General features: G+C 62.8%; 19 protein-coding genes. 11 read left to right on the top strand and 8 right to left on the bottom strand.

The window, feature by feature from the left end; all coding sequences use genetic code 11:
• Nucleotides 1-52 precede the first annotated feature (52 nt).
• The gene (locus ACF8Q6_RS22020) at nt 53-952 is read right to left on the bottom strand and encodes a choline sulfate utilization transcriptional regulator (protein ID WP_392499461.1); all 900 of its coding nucleotides are present in this window, start codon (nt 950-952) and stop codon (nt 53-55) included.
• Between the two features lie 108 nt (nt 953-1,060).
• On the opposite strand from ACF8Q6_RS22020, the gene betC reads away from it, so the two are divergent.
• The 3 genes from betC to ACF8Q6_RS22005 all read left to right on the top strand — a co-directional run bounded on the left by betC (nt 1,061) and on the right by ACF8Q6_RS22005 (nt 5,226).
• Nucleotides 1,061-2,578 (top strand): choline-sulfatase, encoded by a 1,518-nt coding sequence (betC, locus tag ACF8Q6_RS22015; RefSeq protein ID WP_392490560.1) that lies wholly within the window; start codon nt 1,061-1,063, stop codon nt 2,576-2,578.
• 14 nt (nt 2,579-2,592) lie between these two features.
• Entirely contained in the window at nt 2,593-3,516 is a 924-nt protein-coding gene (choX, locus tag ACF8Q6_RS22010) for a choline ABC transporter substrate-binding protein (protein ID WP_392490561.1), read from the top strand.
• Nucleotides 3,517-3,660: 144 nt separating this feature from the next.
• Nucleotides 3,661-5,226, top strand: a complete 1,566-nt coding sequence (locus ACF8Q6_RS22005) for a SulP family inorganic anion transporter (protein ID WP_011953127.1) — start codon at nt 3,661-3,663, stop codon at nt 5,224-5,226.
• A 129-nt stretch (nt 5,227-5,355) separates the two neighbouring features.
• On the opposite strand, the gene aroE is transcribed toward ACF8Q6_RS22005, so the two are convergent.
• Both aroE and hemF read right to left on the bottom strand, forming a co-directional pair.
• Nucleotides 5,356-6,180, bottom strand: a complete 825-nt coding sequence (gene aroE, locus ACF8Q6_RS22000) for a shikimate dehydrogenase (RefSeq protein WP_003253098.1) — start codon at nt 6,178-6,180, stop codon at nt 5,356-5,358.
• Nucleotides 6,181-6,205: 25 nt separating this feature from the next.
• Complete coding sequence (gene hemF / locus ACF8Q6_RS21995) at nt 6,206-7,117, bottom strand: oxygen-dependent coproporphyrinogen oxidase (protein WP_161773599.1); 912 nt, start codon at nt 7,115-7,117, stop codon at nt 6,206-6,208.
• Between the two features lie 134 nt (nt 7,118-7,251).
• Here hemF and ACF8Q6_RS21990 point away from each other — a divergent pair, with 134 nt between their 5' ends.
• Nucleotides 7,252-8,229 (top strand): NADPH:quinone reductase, encoded by a 978-nt coding sequence (locus ACF8Q6_RS21990; RefSeq protein WP_392494262.1) that lies wholly within the window; start codon nt 7,252-7,254, stop codon nt 8,227-8,229.
• A 126-nt stretch (nt 8,230-8,355) separates the two neighbouring features.
• Here the strand turns inward: ACF8Q6_RS21990 and ACF8Q6_RS21985 are convergent, their stop codons facing one another.
• The 3 genes from ACF8Q6_RS21985 to dprA all read right to left on the bottom strand — a co-directional run bounded on the left by ACF8Q6_RS21985 (nt 8,356) and on the right by dprA (nt 10,818).
• Entirely contained in the window at nt 8,356-8,673 is a 318-nt protein-coding gene (locus ACF8Q6_RS21985; protein ID WP_011953123.1) for a hypothetical protein, read from the bottom strand.
• A 447-nt stretch (nt 8,674-9,120) separates the two neighbouring features.
• Complete coding sequence (locus ACF8Q6_RS21980) at nt 9,121-9,678, bottom strand: L-threonylcarbamoyladenylate synthase (protein ID WP_014859478.1); 558 nt, start codon at nt 9,676-9,678, stop codon at nt 9,121-9,123.
• 42 nt (nt 9,679-9,720) lie between these two features.
• Nucleotides 9,721-10,818, bottom strand: coding sequence for a DNA-processing protein DprA (gene dprA, locus ACF8Q6_RS21975; RefSeq protein WP_019750121.1), 1,098 nt, complete (start codon nt 10,816-10,818; stop codon nt 9,721-9,723).
• Between the two features lie 206 nt (nt 10,819-11,024).
• Here dprA and def point away from each other — a divergent pair, with 206 nt between their 5' ends.
• Genes def through ACF8Q6_RS21950 form a run of 5 tightly spaced genes read left to right on the top strand, consistent with a single transcriptional unit; the run spans nt 11,025 to nt 15,554 of the window.
• Nucleotides 11,025-11,531, top strand: coding sequence for a peptide deformylase (gene def / locus ACF8Q6_RS21970; protein WP_003253111.1), 507 nt, complete (start codon nt 11,025-11,027; stop codon nt 11,529-11,531).
• A 60-nt stretch (nt 11,532-11,591) separates the two neighbouring features.
• A complete protein-coding gene (gene fmt, locus ACF8Q6_RS21965; protein ID WP_392493890.1) occupies nt 11,592-12,524 on the top strand; it encodes a methionyl-tRNA formyltransferase in 933 nt (310 codons plus the stop codon).
• On the top strand, nt 12,521-13,831 hold the full coding sequence (gene rsmB, locus ACF8Q6_RS21960; RefSeq protein WP_003253115.1) for a 16S rRNA (cytosine(967)-C(5))-methyltransferase RsmB: 1,311 nt from the start codon (nt 12,521-12,523) through the stop codon (nt 13,829-13,831). The genes fmt and rsmB overlap by 4 nt, the downstream gene beginning before the upstream one ends.
• A 23-nt stretch (nt 13,832-13,854) precedes the next feature.
• Nucleotides 13,855-15,228, top strand: coding sequence for a Trk system potassium transporter TrkA (gene trkA, locus ACF8Q6_RS21955; protein ID WP_003253117.1), 1,374 nt, complete (start codon nt 13,855-13,857; stop codon nt 15,226-15,228).
• Between the two features lie 11 nt (nt 15,229-15,239).
• Nucleotides 15,240-15,554, top strand: coding sequence for a tetratricopeptide repeat protein (locus ACF8Q6_RS21950; RefSeq protein WP_392489871.1), 315 nt, complete (start codon nt 15,240-15,242; stop codon nt 15,552-15,554).
• A 98-nt stretch (nt 15,555-15,652) separates the two neighbouring features.
• Here ACF8Q6_RS21950 and ACF8Q6_RS21945 read toward each other — a convergent pair whose 3' ends face one another.
• On the bottom strand, nt 15,653-16,540 hold the full coding sequence (locus ACF8Q6_RS21945) for a lysophospholipid acyltransferase (RefSeq protein WP_003253121.1): 888 nt from the start codon (nt 16,538-16,540) through the stop codon (nt 15,653-15,655).
• Between the two features lie 41 nt (nt 16,541-16,581).
• On the bottom strand, nt 16,582-17,133 hold the full coding sequence (locus tag ACF8Q6_RS21940) for a DNA-3-methyladenine glycosylase I (RefSeq protein ID WP_003253123.1): 552 nt from the start codon (nt 17,131-17,133) through the stop codon (nt 16,582-16,584).
• Between the two features lie 83 nt (nt 17,134-17,216).
• On the opposite strand from ACF8Q6_RS21940, the gene glyQ reads away from it, so the two are divergent.
• Together glyQ and glyS are read left to right on the top strand one after the other, a co-directional pair.
• Nucleotides 17,217-18,164 carry a glycine--tRNA ligase subunit alpha gene (glyQ, locus tag ACF8Q6_RS21935; RefSeq protein ID WP_003253126.1) on the top strand — a complete coding sequence of 316 codons (948 nt, stop codon included), beginning with the start codon at nt 17,217-17,219 and terminating at the stop codon, nt 18,162-18,164.
• Nucleotides 18,161-20,215, top strand: coding sequence for a glycine--tRNA ligase subunit beta (glyS, locus tag ACF8Q6_RS21930; RefSeq protein WP_014754938.1), 2,055 nt, complete (start codon nt 18,161-18,163; stop codon nt 20,213-20,215). The genes glyQ and glyS overlap by 4 nt, the downstream gene beginning before the upstream one ends.

Genomic DNA, 20,215 nt, shown 5'->3' with positions numbered 1-20,215 from the left:
CACTGTGGGAGCGGCCTTGTGTCGCGATGGGCCGCAAAGCGGCCCCAAAATCTCAAAGGCTGCGCTCCTGCTCCAACCAATCCACGAACCGCTCGATCAACGCCCCACGCCGCTTGCGCGGCGGTAAGACTACGTAATAGCCGCGTTCCGAGCGCAAACTCCCCTCCAACGGCCGACACAGCAACCCTTGCTCCACCAACCCGTCCACCAGGTGCGCCCAGCCAATCGCCACCCCTTGCCCGGCAATCGCTGCCTGAATCAGCAAGGTATAGTTATCAAACCGCAACTGCCCCGCCGGCGGTGGGCTGTCCACACCAAACCCACGAAATACTCCCGCCCAGTCAAACCAGCGGCTGGCCTGCTCACCCTTCAAATGCAGCAGCGGCAATCGTTGCAAAGCCACAGCTGACAAGGCTTTGCCATGAATCAGATGGGGGCTGCACACCGGGAACACTTCCTCATCGAATAGCCAGCGGCTTTCTCCTTGGTGAAAGCGTCCATCGCCAAACAACACCGCCACATCAATGTCCGGGCGCAACATGCCCTGGCTGCGCTCACCCGTCACCAGGCTCACATCCACCTGTGGATAAGCCTCATGAAAGCGCTGCAGCCTTGGCATCAGCCAGAACGCCGCAAAGGCAAAGTCGGTGGCGACCTGCAGCACTTCGCGCTGGCCGCGCCCGCCAGCCTGGGCAATACCGTCATCCATGGCCTGCAGCCCCTGATGCACCTGTTCGAACAGCAACTGGCCAGCCTCGGTCAGCTCGATGCCCCGGTAAATGCGGTCAAACAGGCGCGTGCCCAACTGTGCCTCCAGGCGCTTCACCTGCTGGCTCACTGCCGGCTGCGTGGTACCCAACTCCAGCGCCGCAGCGGTAAAGCCACGCAGGCGCGCAGCAGCCTCGAATACGCGCAAGGTATCCAGCGACAACCCGGCAAGGTGCTCAAACATAAGCTTGGCTAATCCCAGTCATTGCCCGCCATGGGCTTTACCCATGTTATCCACAGTCGCATCTTGGTAGGCAAGCGGTTCGCATAACCCTCAACGATGGAAGCCACCATGACGCGTCCGAATATCCTGTTCATCATGGCCGACCAGATGGCCGCGCCCTTGCTGCCGATCTACGGCCCTTCGCCCATCAAGATGCCGCACCTCGGCCGTCTGGCCGAGCAAGCCGTGGTGTTCGACTCGGCCTACTGCAACAGCCCACTGTGCGCGCCATCACGCTTCACCCTGGTCAGCGGTCAGTTGCCCAGCCGCATTGGCGCCTACGACAACGCGGCCGACTTCCCTGCCGATGTGCCGACCTACGCCCATTACCTGCGTCGCCTGGGCTACCGCACCGCGCTGTCGGGCAAGATGCACTTCTGCGGCCCGGACCAGTTGCACGGCTATGAAGAACGCCTGACCAGCGACATCTACCCGGCCGACTACGGTTGGGCGGTGAACTGGGACGAACCCGATGTGCGTCCAAGCTGGTACCACAACATGTCCTCGGTGCTGCAGGCCGGTCCATGCGTGCGCACCAATCAGCTGGATTTCGACGAGGAGGTAGTGTTCAAGGCGCGTCAGTACCTGTACGACCATGTGCGCGAAAACGATGGCCGGCCATTTTGCCTGACCGTTTCGATGACGCACCCGCATGACCCCTACACCATTGCCAAACGCTACTGGGACCGCTACGAAGGTGTGGATATCCCCATGCCCCGTGCCGAGTTCGGCCAGGCAGAACTCGACCCGCATTCGCAGCGCCTGCTGAAGGTCTACGACCTGTGGAACAAGCCACTGCCTGTGGACAAGATCCGCGATGCCCGCCGTGCCTACTTCGGCGCGTGCAGCTATATCGATGACAACATTGGCCAGCTGCTGCAGACCCTGGAGGAATGCAACCTGGCCGATGACACACTGATCGTGTTTTCCGGCGACCACGGCGACATGCTTGGCGAGCGTGGCCTCTGGTACAAAATGCATTGGTTCGAAATGTCGGCGCGGGTGCCGCTGCTGATCCATGCGCCGAAGCGCTTCGCAGCGGGCCGGGTCACTGCCTCGGTGTCGACCTGCGACCTGTTGCCAACCTTGGTCGAACTGGCTGGCGGCGCTGTGGATAAAGACCTGCATCTGGACGGCCGCTCACTGCTGGGCCACCTGCAAGGGCAGGGCGGTCACGACGAGGTGATCGGCGAGTATATGGCCGAAGGCACCGTCGGCCCGCTGATGATGATCCGCCGCGGGCCCTACAAGTTCGTGTACAGCGAAGACGACCCATGCCTACTCTATGACCTGAGCCGCGACCCGCACGAGCGGGAGAACCTCACCGGCAGCCCGGACCACCAGGTGCTGCTGCAGGCATTTGTCGATGAAGCACAACAGCGCTGGGACATCCCCAGCCTGCGCCAGCAGGTGCTGGCCAGCCAGCGCCGCCGCCGGCTGGTGGCCGAAGCGCTGGCCATCGGCAAGCTGAAAAGCTGGGATCACCAACCACTGGTGGACGCCAGCCAACAGTACATGCGCAACCACATCGATCTCGATGACCTCGAGCGCAAGGCACGTTATCCACAGCCCGCCCCCCTGGATTGAGAAGAGAGGCCGCCATGCACAAGTTCTCCGCCGCCGTGTTCGTCCTGGCCCTGAGCGCCACCACGGCCCACGCCGCAGACAGCGATGCGCAATGCAGTACCGTGAAAATGGCCGACCCCGGCTGGAGTGATATTGCCTCGACCAATGCCGTGGCACGCCTGTTACTGGAAAGCCTGGGTTACCAGGTGAAGATCGACAGCCTGGCCGTACCGATCATCTACGGCGGCCTCAAGGACGGCCAGGTCGACGCCTTCCTCGGCAACTGGATGCCGGCGCAGCAAGGCTTCCATGACAAGTTCATCGCCAACGGCGATGTGCAGCAGCTGTCGCGCAACCTGGAGGGAACCGAGTTCACCCTCGCAGTGCCCGACTATGTGTGGAATGCCGGGGTGAAGGACTTCGCTGACCTGCAAAAACACGCCGGGCAGTTCGACAAAAAGCTATACGGAATCGGCTCCGGCGCCCCGGCCAACCTGTCACTCAAGAAAATCATCGAAGAGAATGAATTCAACCTCGGCCAGTGGAAGCTGGTGGAGTCCAGCGAGCAGGCGATGCTGGCCCAGGTCGACCGGGCGGTGAAGAAGCAGCAATTCATCACCTTCCTTGGCTGGACCCCGCACCCGATGAACGTGAAACTGAAAATGCATTACCTGACCGGTGGGGAAAAATGGTTCGGCAGCAAGGGCGAGGTATACACGCTGACCCGCAAGGGTTATCCACAAGCCTGCCCGAATGCGGCGAAGCTGCTAGGTAACCTCAAGTTCACACTGGACATGGAAAACAGCATCATGGCAGAGGTTGTGGACAAGAAGATCAGCTTCGATGAAGCGGCCAAGTCCTGGGTGAAAGCGCACCCTGAACGGTTGGATGGGTGGTTGGCCGGTGTTACCACCAAGGCCGATGGTGATGCCCTGGAGGCCGTCAAAGCCAAACTGTAATCTCACAAAGCAACACACCAACCCTGTGGGAGCGGGCGCGCCCGCGAACACCGGCGAAGCCGGTGCCAAGCAACGCGTTGGCTTTTTCGCGGGCATGCCCGCTCCCACAGGGCTTGGCGACCCCTTAAGGATTGTGGATAACCCATGCATCGCCTCTCTTTACTGCTGCCCTTCCTCACCTGGCTTCCCCGCCAATCGGGCCGCAGCCTGCGCCAGGACCTGCTGGTAGGCCTGAGCGGCGCCATCCTCGCCCTGCCGCAATCCATCGCCTACGCCCTGATCGCCGGCCTGCCCGCCGAATACGGGCTTTACGCCGCCATCGTGCCGGTACTGATCGCCTGCCTGTGGGGCTCTTCCTGGCACCTGATCTGCGGCCCGACCGCCGCCATTTCCATCGTGCTCTACGCCAGCATCAGCCCGCTGGCCGTGGCCGGTAGCGCTGACTACATCACGCTGGTGTTGCTGCTGACCTTCCTTGGCGGCCTTTTCCAGCTGCTGCTGGGTCTGTTGCGCTTCGGCGCGCTGGTCAACTTCGTCTCCCATTCCGTGGTGCTCGGCTTCACGCTGGGTGCCGCCATTGTCATTGCCTTGGGCCAGCTACCCAACCTGCTGGGCATGGCCCTGCCCAGCCAGGCCACAGCGCTGAAGACCGTGCAAGACCTGGCCAGCCACGCAGGCGAGGTCGACTTGCCTTCCTTGCTGCTGGGCCTGGCCACCGTAGTGATCGGCGTGGCCTTCAAGCTCTGGCGCCCACGCTGGCCGAGCCTGTTGATAAGCCTGATCCTGGTTAGCTTGCTGGCCTGGCTGTTGCCGGGCTTCTTTGGTCATGTGCCGCGGGTGGCAGCGTTCACAGGGCAACTGCCGCCTTTCAGCCCGCTGCCTTTGCTAGACGTAGAGCTCATGCTGCGTTTGCTGCCCAGCGCCGTTGCGGTAGGCATGCTGGGGTTGGTCACCAGCCTGTCGATTGCCCGCTCGCTATCGGCACGTTCAGAACAACTGATCGACCCGGACCAGGAAATACGCGCACAGGGCCTGTCGAACATTGCCGGTGCATTTTTCTCTGGCTACTTGTCTGCCGGTTCCTTCACCCGCTCGGGCCTGAGCTACGAGGCGGGCGCCCGCTCGCCCATGGCCGGGGTGTTTTCAGCGCTGTGGGTGGCGTTGTTCGCCGTGACCGGCGCCGGCCTGATCGCGCACCTGCCGATACCGGCCATGGCCGGCAGCATTCTGCTGATCTGCTGGGGGTTGGTGGACCACCGAGGGATCCGTGCATTGTTCCGGGTCAGCCGCTCGGAGTTTCTGGTGATGGCGCTGACGGCTGCAGCGACATTGCTGCTGGAGCTGCAGACAGCCATCTATGCCGGCGTGCTGGCTTCGCTGTTCTTCTATTTGAAGCGCACCTCACGACCACGGATCCAACAAAGCCGTGAAGGGGACGCGGATGTCTTGCGGGTAGGTGGGTCGATTTTCTTTGGTGCGGCGCATTACCTGCAGGTGCGCTTGCAGCGCTGCCAAGGGCCGCATGTAGTGATCGATGCCCGGCAGGTGAATTTCATCGATTACTCGGGTGTGGATATGTTGCACCGTGAGGCGCGGCGCTTGCGGCGCTTGGGCGGGAGCTTGACACTGCACCGGGCCAGGCCACAAGTGATCGAGGAGTTGCAGAAGCTGGAAGGGGTGGAGTTGTGCCCGATCCGGTTTGAGGAATGAGGTTGGGATGCTGGGGCTGCTTTGCAGCCCATCGCGACACAAGGCCGCTCCCACAGAGGATCGGCGTACGACGTACTTTGTGGGAGCGGCCTTGCGTCGCGATAGGGCCGCAAAGCGGCCCCGGCCATCTCAGCCCCGAGCGAGTTGCCGGCGCAGTTCAGCCAACACCGGCGCCGTATCCGGCCTCACGCCACGCCAGATAAAGAAGGCCTCAGCCGCCTGCTCGGCCAGCATCCCCAACCCATCCAGTACCTTGGCAGCCCCCAACTTGGTAGCCCACTGGCAAAACGGCGTCGGCTCTTTGCCATACATCATGTCGTAGCAAACCGTACGACCCGCCTCGACCAGGCTGTCGGCAATAGGCGGCAACTCCCCGGCCAGGCTCGCCGAGGTGGCGTTGATGATTACATCCACAGGCTCCTGCAACCAGGCAAACCCGCTGGCCACCACCGGCCCCAGTTCATCGAACTCGCGCGCCAGCTGCTCGGCCTTTTCCACGGTACGGTTGGCAATCACCAGCGACTGCGGCTTGTGCGCCAGAATAGGCTCCAGCACGCCGCGCACGGCGCCACCGGCACCGAGGATGAGAATGCGCTTGCCCGCCAGCTCGACCCCGGCATTCACCGTCAAGTCGCGCACCAGGCCAGCGCCGTCGGTGTTGTCGCCCTGCAGGGTGCCATCAGCCAGCTTGCTCAGCGTGTTCACTGCACCTGCGCGGCGGGCACGCGGGGTCAGGCTGTCGCACAGGCGGTAGGCCTCTTCCTTGAACGGCACGGTGACGTTGCCGCCACTGCCTTGCTTGAAGAAGCCGCGCGCGCAGTCGCTGAACTCGTCCAGCGGCGCCAGCAAAGTGGCATATTCCAGGTCCTGACCGGTCTGCTCGGCGAACAGGCGGTGGATCAGCGGCGACTTGCTGTGGCCGATGGGGTTACCAAAAACGACGTACTGGTCCATGACGGCTCCTTGTTTATCCACAGGCTTACTGACCGAGCCAGTCGCGGTCCTGCAGGAAGTACTCGGTCAGGCGCGCTTCTTCACTGCCGGGTGCAGCCTTCCAGTCGTAGCCCCAGCGCACCTGAGGCGGCAGCGACATGAGGATGGACTCGGTACGGCCACCGGATTGCAGGCCGAACAGGGTGCCACGGTCGTAGACCAGATTGAACTCCACGTAGCGGCCGCGCCGGTATTCCTGGAACTCGCGCTGTTGCGGGGTGTAAGGCGTGTCTTTGCGGCGCTGGACGATCGGCAGGTAGGCGTTGATGTAGGCATCGCCGATGGCGCGGATGAAGGCGAAGCACGTGTCGAAGTCCCACTCGTTCAGGTCATCGAAGAACAAGCCGCCGATACCACGTGGCTCACCACGGTGCTTGAGGTGGAAGTAGCGGTCGCACCAGGCCTTGTAGCGTGGGTACACATCGGCGCCAAACGGCGCGCAGGCCTGCTCGGCCACTCGGTGCCAGTGAACGCAGTCTTCTTCGTTGCCATAGTATGGCGTCAGGTCAAAGCCGCCGCCGAACCACCATACGGCCTCTTCACCTTCCTTTTCGGCGATGAAGAAGCGAACGTTGGCGTGGGAAGTGGGCACATGCGGGTTGTGCGGGTGTATCACCAGCGACACGCCCAAGGCTTCGAAGCCACGGCCTGCCAGTTCGGGGCGGTGGGCACTGGCCGACGGCGGCAGGCCGCTACCAAACACATGGGAGAAGTTGACCCCGCCTTTTTCGATCACGTTGCCATCACCGATAACCCGCGTGCGGCCCCCGCCACCGGCTTCGCGCACCCAGGCGTCCTCGACGAAGCGGGCACCGCCGTCTTCTGTTTCGAGGGCAGAGCAGATGCGGTCTTGCAGGTCGAGCAGGTAGGCTTTCACGGCCTCGGTGCGGCTAGTCATCGGGTCACCAGGAACGGGCAGGGAAGAATTCGCCGCGTAGCATACCACCGCCAGCGCGCGCGCCGCAGTTGACGACGACCAAGCAAAGGCGTCCGATAGAAGGCCTTTCCCGATCCCGACTACAGGAGTGCGAGATGGCCAAGCGTATCCAGTTCAGCCAGCATGGCGGCCCGGAAGTGCTGCAGTTTGTGGAATTCGAACCCACCCCGCCCGGGCCGCAGCAGGTGCGTGTGCGTAACCATGCGATCGGCCTGAACTTCATCGACACCTACTTCCGAAGCGGGCTGTATGCGCCGCCGTCCCTGCCTTCTGGCCTGGGTACCGAAGCGGCAGGTGTGGTAGAGGCCGTGGGCGAAGGCGTGTCCCGGCTGAAGGTAGGAGACCGTGTGGCACATGCCGGCGGCCCGCTGGGCGCCTACAGCGAGGTGCATACGCTACCGGAAGCCAACCTGGTCAAGCTGCCGGACACCATCAGCTTCGAGCAGGCGGCAGCGGTGATGCTCAAGGGTTTGACCGTACAGTACCTGCTGAAGCAGACCTATGAGGTGAAGGCGGGTGATGTGATCCTGTTCCATGCCGCAGCCGGTGGTGTAGGGTCGCTGGCTTGCCAATGGGCCAAGGCCCTGGGCGCCAAGCTGATCGGCACCGTGAGCTCTGCCGAGAAGGCCGAACGGGCCAAGGCGCTGGGGGCTTGGGCGACCATCGACTACAGCCGTGAAGAGGTGGCCAAGCGCGTACTGGAGCTGACCGACGGTAAGAAATGCCCGGTGGTGTACGACGGCGTGGGTGCCGACACCTGGCTGACCTCGCTGGACTGCCTGCGCCCGCGTGGGTTGATGGTGAGCTTTGGCAATGCTTCCGGTGCGGTGAGCGGGATGAACCTGGGGATCCTGGCGCAGAAGGGCTCGCTGTATGTCACCCGGCCGACCTTGGCCACCTATGCCAACAATGCCGAGAACACTCAGGCCATGGCCGATGACCTGTTTGCGATGATTGCGAGCGGGAAGCTGGTTGTGGACATCCAGCAGCGGTATCCACTGAGCGAGGCGGCCAAGGCGCAGGCAGAGCTGTCGGCGCGGCGGACTGTAGGATCGACTGTACTAATCCCCTGAGCCACACACATCCATGTAGGAGCGGGTTTACCCGCGAAGAAACCACCGCGATGGATGGCACCGGCTTTGCCGGTGTTCGCGGGCAAGCCCGCTCCCACAGGTACTGCGTCGGCTTCGATAGCTTCGCTATGCCTGTGAGGGTCGGTTTGTCAGCGGTGGAGTCGACTCGATGCCATCGAGTATCGCCTCGATCACACCCTCTGCCATCTCAATCGCATGCAGGTTCGACCAGAACATGCCACGACCTTCTTCACGCATGTAGTCCAAAGCTTTGTAGCCGGTTTCGTAAGCGCTGCGCAGGTACAGGGCTACGTGGACCAGAGCGTCCTCGGCAGAAATGTTTGGGTTGACGGTGAAGAGTGGATCGTGGCCGGCATCGCAGCGGCCGAAGGGGCGGGTGGAGGTGCATGGGAGAGGTGGATCGGGGACTATTTTCTTCATCATTGGAAAATGCTCCTCAAGGCTGCCAACCCTCACTACCACGTGAATGGGTGGCGACTGTACGCGAGGTGGTAGACCCGGGCATTTTCCAATCCAGGCAGGCTCGAAAGCCTCCCACGCACAGCCACCATAGACTGTCATGGAAAAAATGCATCCGGGCTACCACACCCGATCGCCAAGTTATTCGGCGACGGATAGAGCCTAGAGGCAGAGGTTCCCACTTAAAAGGTGATGGAAGGAGACGCGGGTCGTAGGATATTTCCCAATCCTCAAACCGGACAACCATTCGAGACAAAATCAGAAAAATCTGCGGTGGCTAGGCCCGGACCTGTGGGAGCGGGCATGCCCGCGAACACGGGCGAAGCCCGTGCCAGGCACCGAGTTGTATTCTTCGCGGGCGCGCCCGCTCCCACAGGGGCCCGAGTCCCGAGCCGGGCCTGTGGATAGGTATCACCCCGGGCGAACGACTTCGCCGGTTGCCAGGTTGCGAATCACACTCGGGTTCTTCCGCCCGCCCAGCGCCCCGCCAAGCACCAGGTCCAACTGGCCATGGAAGTACTGCTCAACCCGCAAGCGGGTCTTCGCCGCCGGGCGCCCGCCAGGGTTGCACGAGGTGGAAATCAGCGGCCCCACCAGCGCGCACAGCTCACGCACCACCGGGTGATCACTGACCCGCAGCGCCACCGTGTCATGCTGCCCGGTCACCCATTCGGGCAACAGGTCCTGGTGCGGCACCAGCCAGGTGTTCGGCCCCGGCCAGGTGCTGCTCATGCGGTCGATCCAGTCTTCGGGGAAGTCCTCGAACAGGAAGTCGAACTGACGGATGTTATCAGCGATCAGGATCAGCCCTTTATCCACAGGACGCGACTTCAGCGCCAGCAGGCGATACACCGCGTCCTCGTTCCATGGGTCGCAGCCCAGGCCCCAGACCGCTTCCGTCGGGTAGGCGATCACCGCGCCCGCCCGGATCTCACGTGCGGCTTGTTGCACACGAAAACTGCTCACCATTGCTGTTTCTCCGCCTATATACCTTGCATGTGCGCAGTGTACTTAGCCCGCGCGGGCAAACCAACGCCCGGCTTCATTGCTGACCCGGCCTTCCAGCTCCAGTTCGGTCAACTGCGCCAGCACGTCGGCCAGCGGCTGCTCGCTGCAGTGGGCCAGGCTTTCACTGGTCTGGGGTGCGGCATGCAGCAGGGCGAGCAGGGGGTGGTCGAACCTGTCCACAACCGCAGGCGGCAGGTTCTGCCAACCCTGCAAGCTTTCCAGGATCTGCTCCACAGTTTCCACCAGCAGCGCCCCATCACGAATCAGCTGGTGGCAGCCCTTGGCCCCCGGGTGATGAATGGAGCCCGGAATGGCGTACACCTCACGGCCCTGCTCTGCGGCCAGGCGCGCCGTGATCAGCGAGCCACTGGCGAGGCTCGCCTCAACCACCAGTACACCTAGCGACAGGCCACTGATGATGCGGTTGCGCCGTGGGAAGTTGCCAGGCAGCGGCCCGGCATCCAGGGGATACTCGGAAACCAGCGCGCTGCCGTTGTCGATCATCGCCTGCGCAAGGTCCCGATGGCGCTGTGGATAAAGTTTTTGCAAGCCCGTACCGAGCACGGCGATCGTGCCGCCGCCAGCCTGCAACGCGGCCCGATGAGCGGCACCGTCGACACCTACCGCCAGCCCGCTGGTAATGGTGAAACCAGCCTGCGCGAGGTAGCGGGAAAATGCCCGGGCGGTGTCGAGCGCCGGGGGTGTGGCACGTCTGCTGCCCACGATCGCCAGCTGAGGACGATCGAGCAAGGCAGGTTCGCCAGCGACAAAAAGCAGCGGCGGAGCATCGTCGATTTCTGCCAGCAAGGCTGGGTAGTCTGGGCCGTCCCACATCAGCAAATGCTGGCCAGGGCGCTCTAACCAGGCCATTGCGGCGAGCGCGCCCTCGCGTACCTCGGCACTGCGCCGGGCATCGATGGTGGCTTGGGGGATGCCCAACGCTCGCCAGGCCGAACCGGGAGCGCTAAGCGCACTAGAGGCGCTGCCGAACGCATCCAGCAAGGTGCGAAAACGTCGCAATCCTGTCTCGGGCAAGCGATGCAGGCGTAATCGGGCCTCCAGTTCAGCAGGCGGGCAGAGCGACGAATGGTAACTGGGCATGGGGATCGTCCTTGATCGAAACAGGGCCATCTACGTGGCACAACCTGTGGATAACTCTGTGAGTAACACTTTGAAAAGCTGTCCATTGATTGGGGGCTATCAAGCCCATAGTCACCCTAGACGAGCTTGCCAGGTGCCGAAATCCCCGTTTCCCTTTATTATGTGTGCTCAGTTTTCAACCGAACGCACAGTGACTGCCTGACCTTATGGCCATCTTGAACATTCTCGAATTCCCGGACCCGCGCCTGCGCACCCTCGCCAAACCGGTGACGGAGTTCGACGACGCCCTGCGTCAGCTGATCGACGACATGTTTGAAACCATGTACGAAGCCCCTGGCATCGGCCTGGCCGCTACCCAGGTGAACGTGCACAAGCAGGTTGTGGTTATGGACCTCAGCGAAGACCGCAGCGAACCGCGCGTCTTCATCAACCCGTCGGTCGAAGAGCTGACCCATGACATGGGCCAGTACCAGGAGGGCTGCCTGTCGGTACCGGGCTTCTACGAGAACGTCGACCGTCCGCTGCGTGTCCGGGTCAAGGCCCAGGACCGCGACGGCAAGCCATTCGAACTGGAATGCGAAGGCCTGCTGGCGGTGTGCGTACAGCACGAATTCGATCACCTCAACGGCAAGCTGTTCGTCGACTACCTGTCGCAGCTCAAGCGCGACCGGATCAAGAAGAAGCTGGAAAAGCAGCATCGCCAGCAAGCCTGATCCCCACCTTCCTGAAGGCTTGCTCCGGCAAGCCTTTTTCTTTTTTGAAGCGAGAACTCCATGCGCATCGTCTTTGCAGGCACTCCAGAGTTTGCCGCCGAACACCTCAAGGCCCTGCTCGACAGCCCCTACGAGATCGTGGCCGTCTACACCCAGCCCGACCGCCCGGCCGGCCGTGGCCAAAAGCTGATGCCAAGTGCGGTCAAGGCACTGGCCGTGGCCCATGACATCCCGGTGTTCCAGCCGCAGACCCTGCGCAATGCCGATGCGCAGGCCGAACTGGCCGCACTGAAACCAGACCTGATGGTAGTGGTCGCCTACGGCCTGATCCTGCCGCAGGTGGTGCTGGATATCCCGCGCCTGGGTTGCATCAACAGCCACGCTTCCCTGCTGCCACGCTGGCGCGGTGCCGCGCCGATCCAGCGTGCCGTGGAAGCCGGCGACGCCGAAAGCGGCGTGACCGTGATGCGCATGGAGGCCGGCCTGGACACCGGGCCGATGCTGCTCAAGGTCGTCACCCCGATCAGCGCCGAGGACACCGGCGGCACCTTGCACGATCGTCTGGCCGAAATGGGCCCGCCCGCAGTCGTTCAGGCCATCGCCGGCCTGGCTGACGGTTCGCTGCAAGGCGAAATACAGGACGATGCCCTGGCCACCTACGCGCACAAACTGAACAAGGACGAAGCGCGTATCGACTGGACCCGCCCGGCCGTCGAGCTGGAACGCCTGATCCGCGCCTTCAACCCATGGCCGGTGTGCCACAGCATGCTGGATGGTGAAAGCGTCAAGGTGCTGGCCGCCAAGCTGTCCACAGGCCAAGGCGCCCCGGGCGAGATACTTTCCGCCAGCAAGGATGGCCTCGTAGTTGCCTGCGGTGACCAAGCCCTGAGCCTGACCCGCCTGCAACTGCCTGGCGGCAAGGCATTGAGCTTCAGTGACCTGTTCAACAGCCGCCGCGAGAAGTTCGCCGCCGGCAAGGTGCTGGGCCAATGAACCCACGCCTCGCCGCCGCCCGTGCGCTTGCTGCTGTGCTCAGCGGCAAGGCTTCGCTGAACAGCTCGCTGCCGGCGCAACTGGACAAGGTAGATGAACGCGACCGCGGCCTGACCCAGGACCTGGCGTTCGGTACCGCACGCTGGCAGCCACGCCTCGACCTGCTGGCCGCACAGCTGCTGCAAAAACCCTTCAAAGCAGCCGATGCCGATGTTCAGGCGCTGCTGCTGGTCGGCCTGTACCAGCTGTTCTACACGCGCATTCCGGCCCATGCCGCCATCGGCGAGACCGTGGGCTGTGCCGACAAACTGAAGAAGCCGTGGGCCAAGGGCCTGCTCAATGCCGTACTGCGCCGTGCACAGCGCGAAGGCGAGGAGCTGCTCGCCGGCATGGAGCGCGACCCGGTGGTGCGTACCGCGCACCCGCGCTGGCTGCAAAAAGCGCTGAAAGCTTTCTGGCCAGAGCAGTGGGAAGCCATCTGCGCCGCCAACAATGCCCACCCACCGATGATTCTGCGGGTCAATCGCCGTCACCATAGCCGCGATGCCTACCTGGCACTGCTGGCCGAAGCCGGCATCGGCGCCAGCGCATGCCAGTACAGCCGGGATGGCATCGTGCTGGCCGAAGCCTGCGACGTGCGCGGCCTGCCAGGCTTCGCCGAAGGCTGGGTGAGCGTCCAGGACGAAGCTGCGCAGCTATCTGCCGACCTGCTGGAACTGGCCCCCGGCCAACGCGTGCTCGATGCTTGCTGCGCACCGGGCGGCAAAACCTGCCACCTGCTGGAGGCTGAGGCTGGCCTGGCGCACATGGTGGCCATCGATCTCGAAGCCAAGCGGCTGACCCGCGTGCGAGAAAACCTCGACCGCCTGCAGCTGGACGCCGAGCTGATCGCCTGCGATGCCCGCGACACTGCCAGCTGGTGGGACGGCAAGCCATTCCAGCGCATTCTGCTCGACGCGCCGTGCTCGGCCACCGGCGTGATTCGCCGCCACCCGGACATCAAGCTGACCCGCCAAGCCGACGACATCCCGGCTTTAGCCACGCTGCAAGGCGAGCTGCTCGATGCCCTGTGGCCGACCTTGGAAGTGGGCGGCATGCTGCTATACGCCACCTGCTCCAGCTTGCCGACCGAAAACACTGAAGTGATCAAAGCCTTCCTCGCCCGCACCCCGGGCGCCCGTGAGCTGGACCTGGCGACCGAAGCCGGCCTGCGCCAGCCCCACGGCCGTCAGCTGCTGGCCCAGGAAGGCGGTCACGACGGTTTCTACTATGCCAAGCTGATCAAGATCGCCGCCTCGCGCGGATAAGAACAAAGGATAGGGAGTAGCGCATGAAGATCATCATCCTCGGCGCAGGGCAGGTAGGCGGTACGCTGGCTGAACACCTGGCCAGCGAAGCCAACGACATTACCGTGGTCGACACCGACGGCGACCGCCTGCGCGACCTCGGCGACCGCCTGGACATCCGCACCGTCCAGGGCCGCGGCTCACTGCCGACAGTGCTACGTCAGGCCGGTGCCGACGACGCCGACATGCTGGTGGCAGTAACCAACAGTGACGAGACCAACATGGTTGCCTGCCAGGTGGCCTATTCGCTGTTTCATACCCCGACCAAGATTGCACGGGTGCGCGAATCGTCCTACCTGACCCGCGAAGAGCTGTTCGACAACGACCATATCCCGGTCGACGTTCTGATCAGCCCCGAGCAGGTGGTGACCAACTACATCAAGCGCCTGATCGAACACCCAGGGTCGCTGCAGGTGATCGATTTCGCCGAGGGCAAGGCCCAGCTCGTGGCAGTGAAGGCCTACTATGGCGGCCCGCTGGTCGGCCAGCAATTGCGCCAGATCCGTGCGCATATGCCCAACGTCGACACCCGCGTGGCAGCCATCTTCCGCCGCGACCGGCCGATCACCCCGCGTGGCGACACGGTGATCGAAGCCGACGACGAGGTGTTCTTCATTGCCGCGAAGAAGGATATCCGCGCCGTGATGGGCGAGCTGCGCCGCATCGACGAGACCAATAAACGCATTGTCATCGCCGGCGGCGGGCAGATCGGCGAGCGCCTGGCGGAGGCCATCGAAAGCCGATATCAAGTGAAGATCATCGAGATGAGCCCAGCGCGTTGTCGGCACCTCTCCGATACCCTCGAAAGCACTGTGGTGCTGCAGGGCAGCGCCTCGGACAAAGACCTGATGCTCGAAGAGAACATCGCCGACGCCGATATTTTCCTGGCCCTGACCAACGATGACGAAGCCAACATCATGTCGTCGCTGCTGGCCAAGCGCCTGGGCGCAGGCAAGGTGATGACCATCATCAACAACCCGGCTTATGTCGACCTGGTGCAGGGCGGCGATATCGACATTGCCATCAGCCCGCAGCTGGCTACCATCGGTACCCTGCTGGCGCACGTCCGTCGCGGCGACATCGTCAGTGTGCACTCGCTGCGCCGTGGTGCGGCCGAAGCGATCGAGGCGGTGGCACATGGCGATTCGAAGTCGAGCAAGGTGGTCGGCAAGGCGATCGAGAACATTGCCCTGCCACCGGGAACCACCATCGGCGCGATCATCCGTGACGAAGAGGTGATGATTGCCCACGACGACACCGTGATCGAATCGGGTGACCATGTGATCCTGTTCGTTGTGGATAAAAAGCACATTCGTGATGTGGAGAAGCTGTTCCACGTCGGCTTGAGTTTCTTCTAGGAGAAGAGGGCATGCGCGAATCGCTGGAGAAGATGCTGGCCAAAGGTGTGGATAACCCGCTGCTGAGGTTTGGCCTGGGCAAGGCCTGGCTGGATGAAGGCAACGGCGCTGAAGCAGCGGTGCACCTGGCGCGCTGTGTAGAGCAGGATCCGAAATACTCGGCAGCATGGAAGCTGCTGGGCAAGGCCTATCAGTTGCAGGGCGACCTGGCGGCGGCGCGCAAGGCGTGGGAAGACGGGATCGTGGCGGCGCAGGCCCATGGTGACAAGCAGGCCGAAAAAGAAATGACCGTTTTTCTCAAGAAGCTGAACAAGACATCGGTATGACGCGGTCCCTGTAGGAGCGGGTTTACCCGCGAATGCGTCGGTGAATCCAACATCGCATTCGCGGGTAAACCCGCTCCTACCAGAGGGCGGTGAATGGCTTAATACCAGCGCGGCTCGCCAGCCGGGCGCTTCTTGAAGCGCTTCATGCTCCACATGTACTGGCTGGGGTACTCGCGCACATAGCGCTCGACCACCTTGCTCATCGCCGCCGCCGACACATTCACGTCGGTGCTGTACATCTCCTCTGGCGCCGCCTCCAGGAACACCTTGAAGCCAGAGCCATCCGGCAACCGCAGCGCATGCAGGAACACACCTACCGCCTTGCCACCGGCCAGCATGTTCGGCACGAACTTGCTGGTCAGCGCCTGGGTGCCGAGGAACGGTACGAACACGCCCGCCGATTCCGCCGGCTCCGGGTCGGCAGGAATACCCACCTGGCCACCACGGCGCACTTCCTTGATCACGCTGAGGATGCCTTCCTTTGTCGACGGTGCCACGCGATTGCCCATCTGCACGCGCTGCTCGCGCAGCAGATCATCCACCGCCTTCAGCTTCGGCGGGCGGTAGAAGATGATCGGTTTGCACTGGTTGCAGTAGAAGTGGTTCAACACTTCCCAGTTGCCCAGGTGGCTGGTGATGCCGACCACCCCTTTACCTGAGGCCAAAGCCTGCTCCAGCACTTCCAGGCCATGCACTTCCTTGACCAGCTCCAGCGAGCGTTGTGGCGGCCAGATCCAGGCACAGGCACTTTCGACAAAGGATTTACCGATATCCCGCAGCGCTTGGCCCACCAGTTGCTCTCGGGCAACCGGGTCCATCTCCGGGAAGCACTTGGCCAGGTTGATCCGTACCACGTTGCGCGAACTGTTGGGGATTTTCCACATCAGCCAGCCAATACCGGCGCCGACACGCTGCACAGCGCCCCAGGGCAGCTTGGCAAACAGGCGCAGCACCCCGACCATCAGGGCGCCCTTGAACTTTTCCACAGGCGAATTCCTTATTTCAGCAAGGCGCGCATTGTAACCCCTCAGCGCAACAAGGCGGCGTAGCGATCGCAGTCGGTGGTGTGGTCCATGACCATGCCGGTGGCCTGCATGAAGGCGTAGCAGATGGTCGGACCGACGAACGTGAAGCCAGCTTTCTGCAAGGCCTTGCTCATTGCCTTGGCTTCATCGGTAACAGCTGGCACATCGCCGCGCGCCTTGAAATGGTTGATCTTCGGCGAGCCGCCGACGAACGACCACAGCCATTCGGCGGGGTTATCCACAGCCAGCCAGGCCTGGGCGTTGCGCCGCGCAGCCTTGAGCTTGAGGCGATTGCGGATGATGCCTGCATCCTGCATCAATTCTTCGATGCGTTCGTCGCCCATGGCCGCCAGCTTCACGGGGTCGAAGCCGTACATCACCTGGCGATAACGCTCGCGTTTGCGCAAAACGGTAATCCATGAAAGCCCTGCCTGGAACCCTTCGAGCAAAAGCATCTCGAAGAGCAACGCCGGGTCGCGCTGTGGCATCCCCCATTCCTGGTCGTGGTAGGCCTGGTACAACGGATCGTCGGTACACCAAAAGCAGCGTGGCATAAGGCTCCAATGAGTAGAGGGCGAGGCGAATCAGGTTATACTCCCGCTCTTTACATCCGCATCCCCAGATACAGGTGAATTTCGTGAGCCAGCCTACGCCAGCCGTGCGTACCTTCCAAGACCTGATCCTTGCCCTGCAGAACTACTGGGCAGCTCAAGGTTGTGTGGTACTTCAGCCCTACGATATGGAAGTAGGCGCCGGCACTTTCCACACCGCTACATTCCTGCGCGCCGTGGGCCCAGAAACCTGGAACGCCGCCTATGTGCAGCCGAGCCGTCGTCCTGCCGACGGGCGGTATGGCGAAAACCCCAACCGCCTGCAGCACTACTACCAGTTCCAGGTGGTGCTCAAACCGAACCCGGCCAACTTCCAGGAGCTGTACCTCGGCTCGCTGAAAGCCATCGGCCTGGATCCGTTGGTGCACGACATTCGTTTCGTAGAAGACAACTGGGAATCGCCGACCCTCGGCGCCTGGGGTCTGGGCTGGGAAATCTGGCTCAACGGCATGGAAGTGACCCAGTTCACCTACTTCCAGCAGGTTGGCGGCATTGAGTGCTACCCGGTCACCGGTGAAATCACCTACGGCCTGGAGCGCCTGGCCATGTACATCCAGGGCGTCGATTCGGTGTACGACCTGGTGTGGGCCGACGGCCCGTTCGGCAAGGTCACCTATGGCGACGTGTTCCACCAGAACGAGGTGGAGCAGTCGACCTACAACTTTGAACATGCAAACGTCGACAAACTGTTCGAGCTGTTCGATTTCTACGAAAGCGAAGCCAACCGCCTGATCAAGCTGGAGCTGCCGCTGCCGACCTATGAAATGGTCCTGAAGGCATCGCATACCTTCAACCTGCTGGACGCCCGCCGCGCCATCTCGGTAACCGAGCGCCAGCGTTACATCCTGCGTGTACGTACCCTGGCCCGGGACGTGGCGCAAAGCTATCTGCAAGCCCGCGCACGCCTGGGCTTCCCGATGGCCACCCCTGAACTGCGTGACGAAGTGTTGGCTAAGCTGGAGGCTGCACAATGAGTGCTCAAGATTTCCTGGTAGAACTGGGCACCGAAGAGCTGCCACCCAAGGCCCTCGCCAGCCTTGGCGACGCCTTCCTGGCCGGTATCGAAAAAGGCCTGCAGGCTGCTGGCCTGAACTACACCGGCAAGCAGGTGTACGCCGCGCCGCGTCGTCTGGCCGTGCTGATTCGCCAGCTGGACGTGCAGCAGCCTGACCGCAGCATCAACATCGACGGCCCGCCCCTGCAGGCAGCTTTCAACGCCGAAGGCGAGCCGACCCAGGCTGCGCTGGGCTTCGCCAAGAAGTGCGGTGTGGAACTGGCCGAAATCGACCAGAGCGGCCCCAAGCTGCGCTTCTCCCAGCACATCCCGGGCAAGGCCACCACTGACCTGCTGCCGACCATCGTCGAAGATTCGCTGAACGACCTGCCGATCCCCAAGCGCATGCGCTGGGCGGCCAGCCGTGAAGAGTTCGTGCGCCCAACCCAATGGCTGGTAATGCTGTTGGGCGACCAGGTGGTCGACTGCACCATTCTGTCGCAGAAGGCCGGCCGTGAATCCCGTGGCCACCGCTTCCATCATCCGGAAACCGTGGTCATCACTACCCCGGCCAACTATGTCGAAGACCTGCGTAAAGCTCACGTGCTGGCCGACTTCGCCGAACGCCGCGAGCTGATCAGCAAGCGTACCGCCGAGCTTGCCATGCAGCAGGAGGGCACTGCCATCGTGCCGCCGGCGCTGCTGGACGAAGTGACTGCTCTGGTCGAATGGCCAGTGCCGCTGGTGTGCTCGTTCGAAGAGCGTTTCCTCGAGGTGCCGCAGGAAGCCCTGATCACCACCATGCAGGACAACCAGAAGTACTTCTGCCTGCTGGACAGCGAAGGCAAGCTACTGCCGCGCTTCATCACCGTGGCCAACATCGAAAGCCGCGACCCGAAGCAGATCGTGCAAGGCAACGAAAAGGTCGTGCGCCCACGCCTGACCGACGCCGAGTTCTTCTTCAAGCAGGACAAGAAGCAGCCGCTGGAAACCTTCAACGAGCGCCTCAAGAACGTGGTGTTCCAGGCTCAGCTCGGCACCGTGTACGACAAGGCGGAACGTGTTTCCAAGCTGGCCGCCTTCGTTGCCCCGCTGATCGGCGGCGACGCCCAGCGCGCTGGCCGTGCCGGGCTGCTGTCGAAGTGCGACCTGGCCACCGAGATGGTCGGCGAATTCCCTGAAATGCAGGGTGTTGCCGGTTACTACTACGCGCTCAACGACGGTGAGCCGGAAGACGTAGCCCTGGCCCTGAACGAGCAGTACATGCCGCGCGGTGCTGGTGCCGAGCTGCCGCAGACCCTCACCGGTGCTGCCGTGGCCATCGCCGACAAGCTCGACACCCTGGTGGGCATCTTCGGCATCGGCATGCTGCCTACCGGCAGCAAGGACCCGTACGCCCTGCGCCGTGCGGCTCTGGGCGTGCTGCGTATCCTGATCGAGAAGCAACTGGACCTGGACCTGACCGGTGCAGTCGAGTTTGCGGTCAAGCAGTTCGGCGCCAAGGTCAAGGCCCCCGGCCTGGCCGAGCAAGTACTGGAGTTCATTTTCGACCGCCTGCGCGCGCGTTACGAAGACGAAGGCATCGACGTGGCCACGTACCTGTCGGTACGCGCACTGCAGCCAGGCTCCGCCCTGGACTTCGACCAGCGCGTACAAGCTGTGCAGGCGTTCCGCAAACTGCCGGAAGCCGAGGCCCTGGCCGCGGTGAACAAGCGCGTGTCGAACCTGCTGAGCAAGGCCGAAGGTGCCATCGCCGAGCAGGTCGAGCCGAAGTACTTCGACAATGCCAACGAGTTCTCCCTGTACTCGGCCATCCAGCAGGCCGACCAGGCCGTGCAACCGATGGCTGCAGCACGTCAGTACAGCGAATCGCTGGCCCGCCTGGCGGCCCTGCGTGACCCGGTCGATGCCTTCTTCGAGGCGGTCATGGTCAACGCCGAAGACGCCAAGGTACGTGCCAACCGTTATGCCCTGCTCAGCCGTCTGCGCGGCCTGTTCCTGGGCGTGGCTGACATTTCGCTGCTGGGGTAA

It is taken from the genome of Pseudomonas sp. GLN_2 (assembly GCF_043106005.1).
GTDB classification, from domain to species: domain Bacteria; phylum Pseudomonadota; class Gammaproteobacteria; order Pseudomonadales; family Pseudomonadaceae; genus Aquipseudomonas; species Aquipseudomonas alloputida.
Note: the sequence above shows the minus strand (reverse complement) of the source record. Positions and strands in the feature narration are given on the sequence as shown.

Bases quoted from the DNA above. Each gene is read 5' to 3' on its own strand.
- aroE (WP_003253098.1), bottom strand. From the start codon at position 6,180: ATGGACCAGTACGTCGTTTTTGGTAACCCCATCGGCCACAGCAAGTCG.
- betC (WP_392490560.1), top strand. From the start codon at position 1,061: ATGACGCGTCCGAATATCCTGTTCATCATGGCCGACCAGATGGCCGCG.
- ACF8Q6_RS22020 (WP_392499461.1), bottom strand. From the start codon at position 952: ATGTTTGAGCACCTTGCCGGGTTGTCGCTGGATACCTTGCGCGTATTC.
- rsmB (WP_003253115.1), top strand. From the start codon at position 12,521: ATGAACCCACGCCTCGCCGCCGCCCGTGCGCTTGCTGCTGTGCTCAGC.
- ACF8Q6_RS21980 (WP_014859478.1), bottom strand. From the start codon at position 9,678: ATGGTGAGCAGTTTTCGTGTGCAACAAGCCGCACGTGAGATCCGGGCG.
- ACF8Q6_RS22005 (WP_011953127.1), top strand. From the start codon at position 3,661: ATGCATCGCCTCTCTTTACTGCTGCCCTTCCTCACCTGGCTTCCCCGC.
- fmt (WP_392493890.1), top strand. From the start codon at position 11,592: ATGCGCATCGTCTTTGCAGGCACTCCAGAGTTTGCCGCCGAACACCTC.
- ACF8Q6_RS21940 (WP_003253123.1), bottom strand. From the start codon at position 17,133: ATGCCACGCTGCTTTTGGTGTACCGACGATCCGTTGTACCAGGCCTAC.
- ACF8Q6_RS21985 (WP_011953123.1), bottom strand. From the start codon at position 8,673: ATGATGAAGAAAATAGTCCCCGATCCACCTCTCCCATGCACCTCCACC.
- trkA (WP_003253117.1), top strand. From the start codon at position 13,855: ATGAAGATCATCATCCTCGGCGCAGGGCAGGTAGGCGGTACGCTGGCT.
- ACF8Q6_RS21990 (WP_392494262.1), top strand. From the start codon at position 7,252: ATGGCCAAGCGTATCCAGTTCAGCCAGCATGGCGGCCCGGAAGTGCTG.
- choX (WP_392490561.1), top strand. From the start codon at position 2,593: ATGCACAAGTTCTCCGCCGCCGTGTTCGTCCTGGCCCTGAGCGCCACC.
- dprA (WP_019750121.1), bottom strand. From the start codon at position 10,818: ATGCCCAGTTACCATTCGTCGCTCTGCCCGCCTGCTGAACTGGAGGCC.
- ACF8Q6_RS21950 (WP_392489871.1), top strand. From the start codon at position 15,240: ATGCGCGAATCGCTGGAGAAGATGCTGGCCAAAGGTGTGGATAACCCG.
- hemF (WP_161773599.1), bottom strand. From the start codon at position 7,117: ATGACTAGCCGCACCGAGGCCGTGAAAGCCTACCTGCTCGACCTGCAA.
- def (WP_003253111.1), top strand. From the start codon at position 11,025: ATGGCCATCTTGAACATTCTCGAATTCCCGGACCCGCGCCTGCGCACC.
- glyS (WP_014754938.1), top strand. From the start codon at position 18,161: ATGAGTGCTCAAGATTTCCTGGTAGAACTGGGCACCGAAGAGCTGCCA.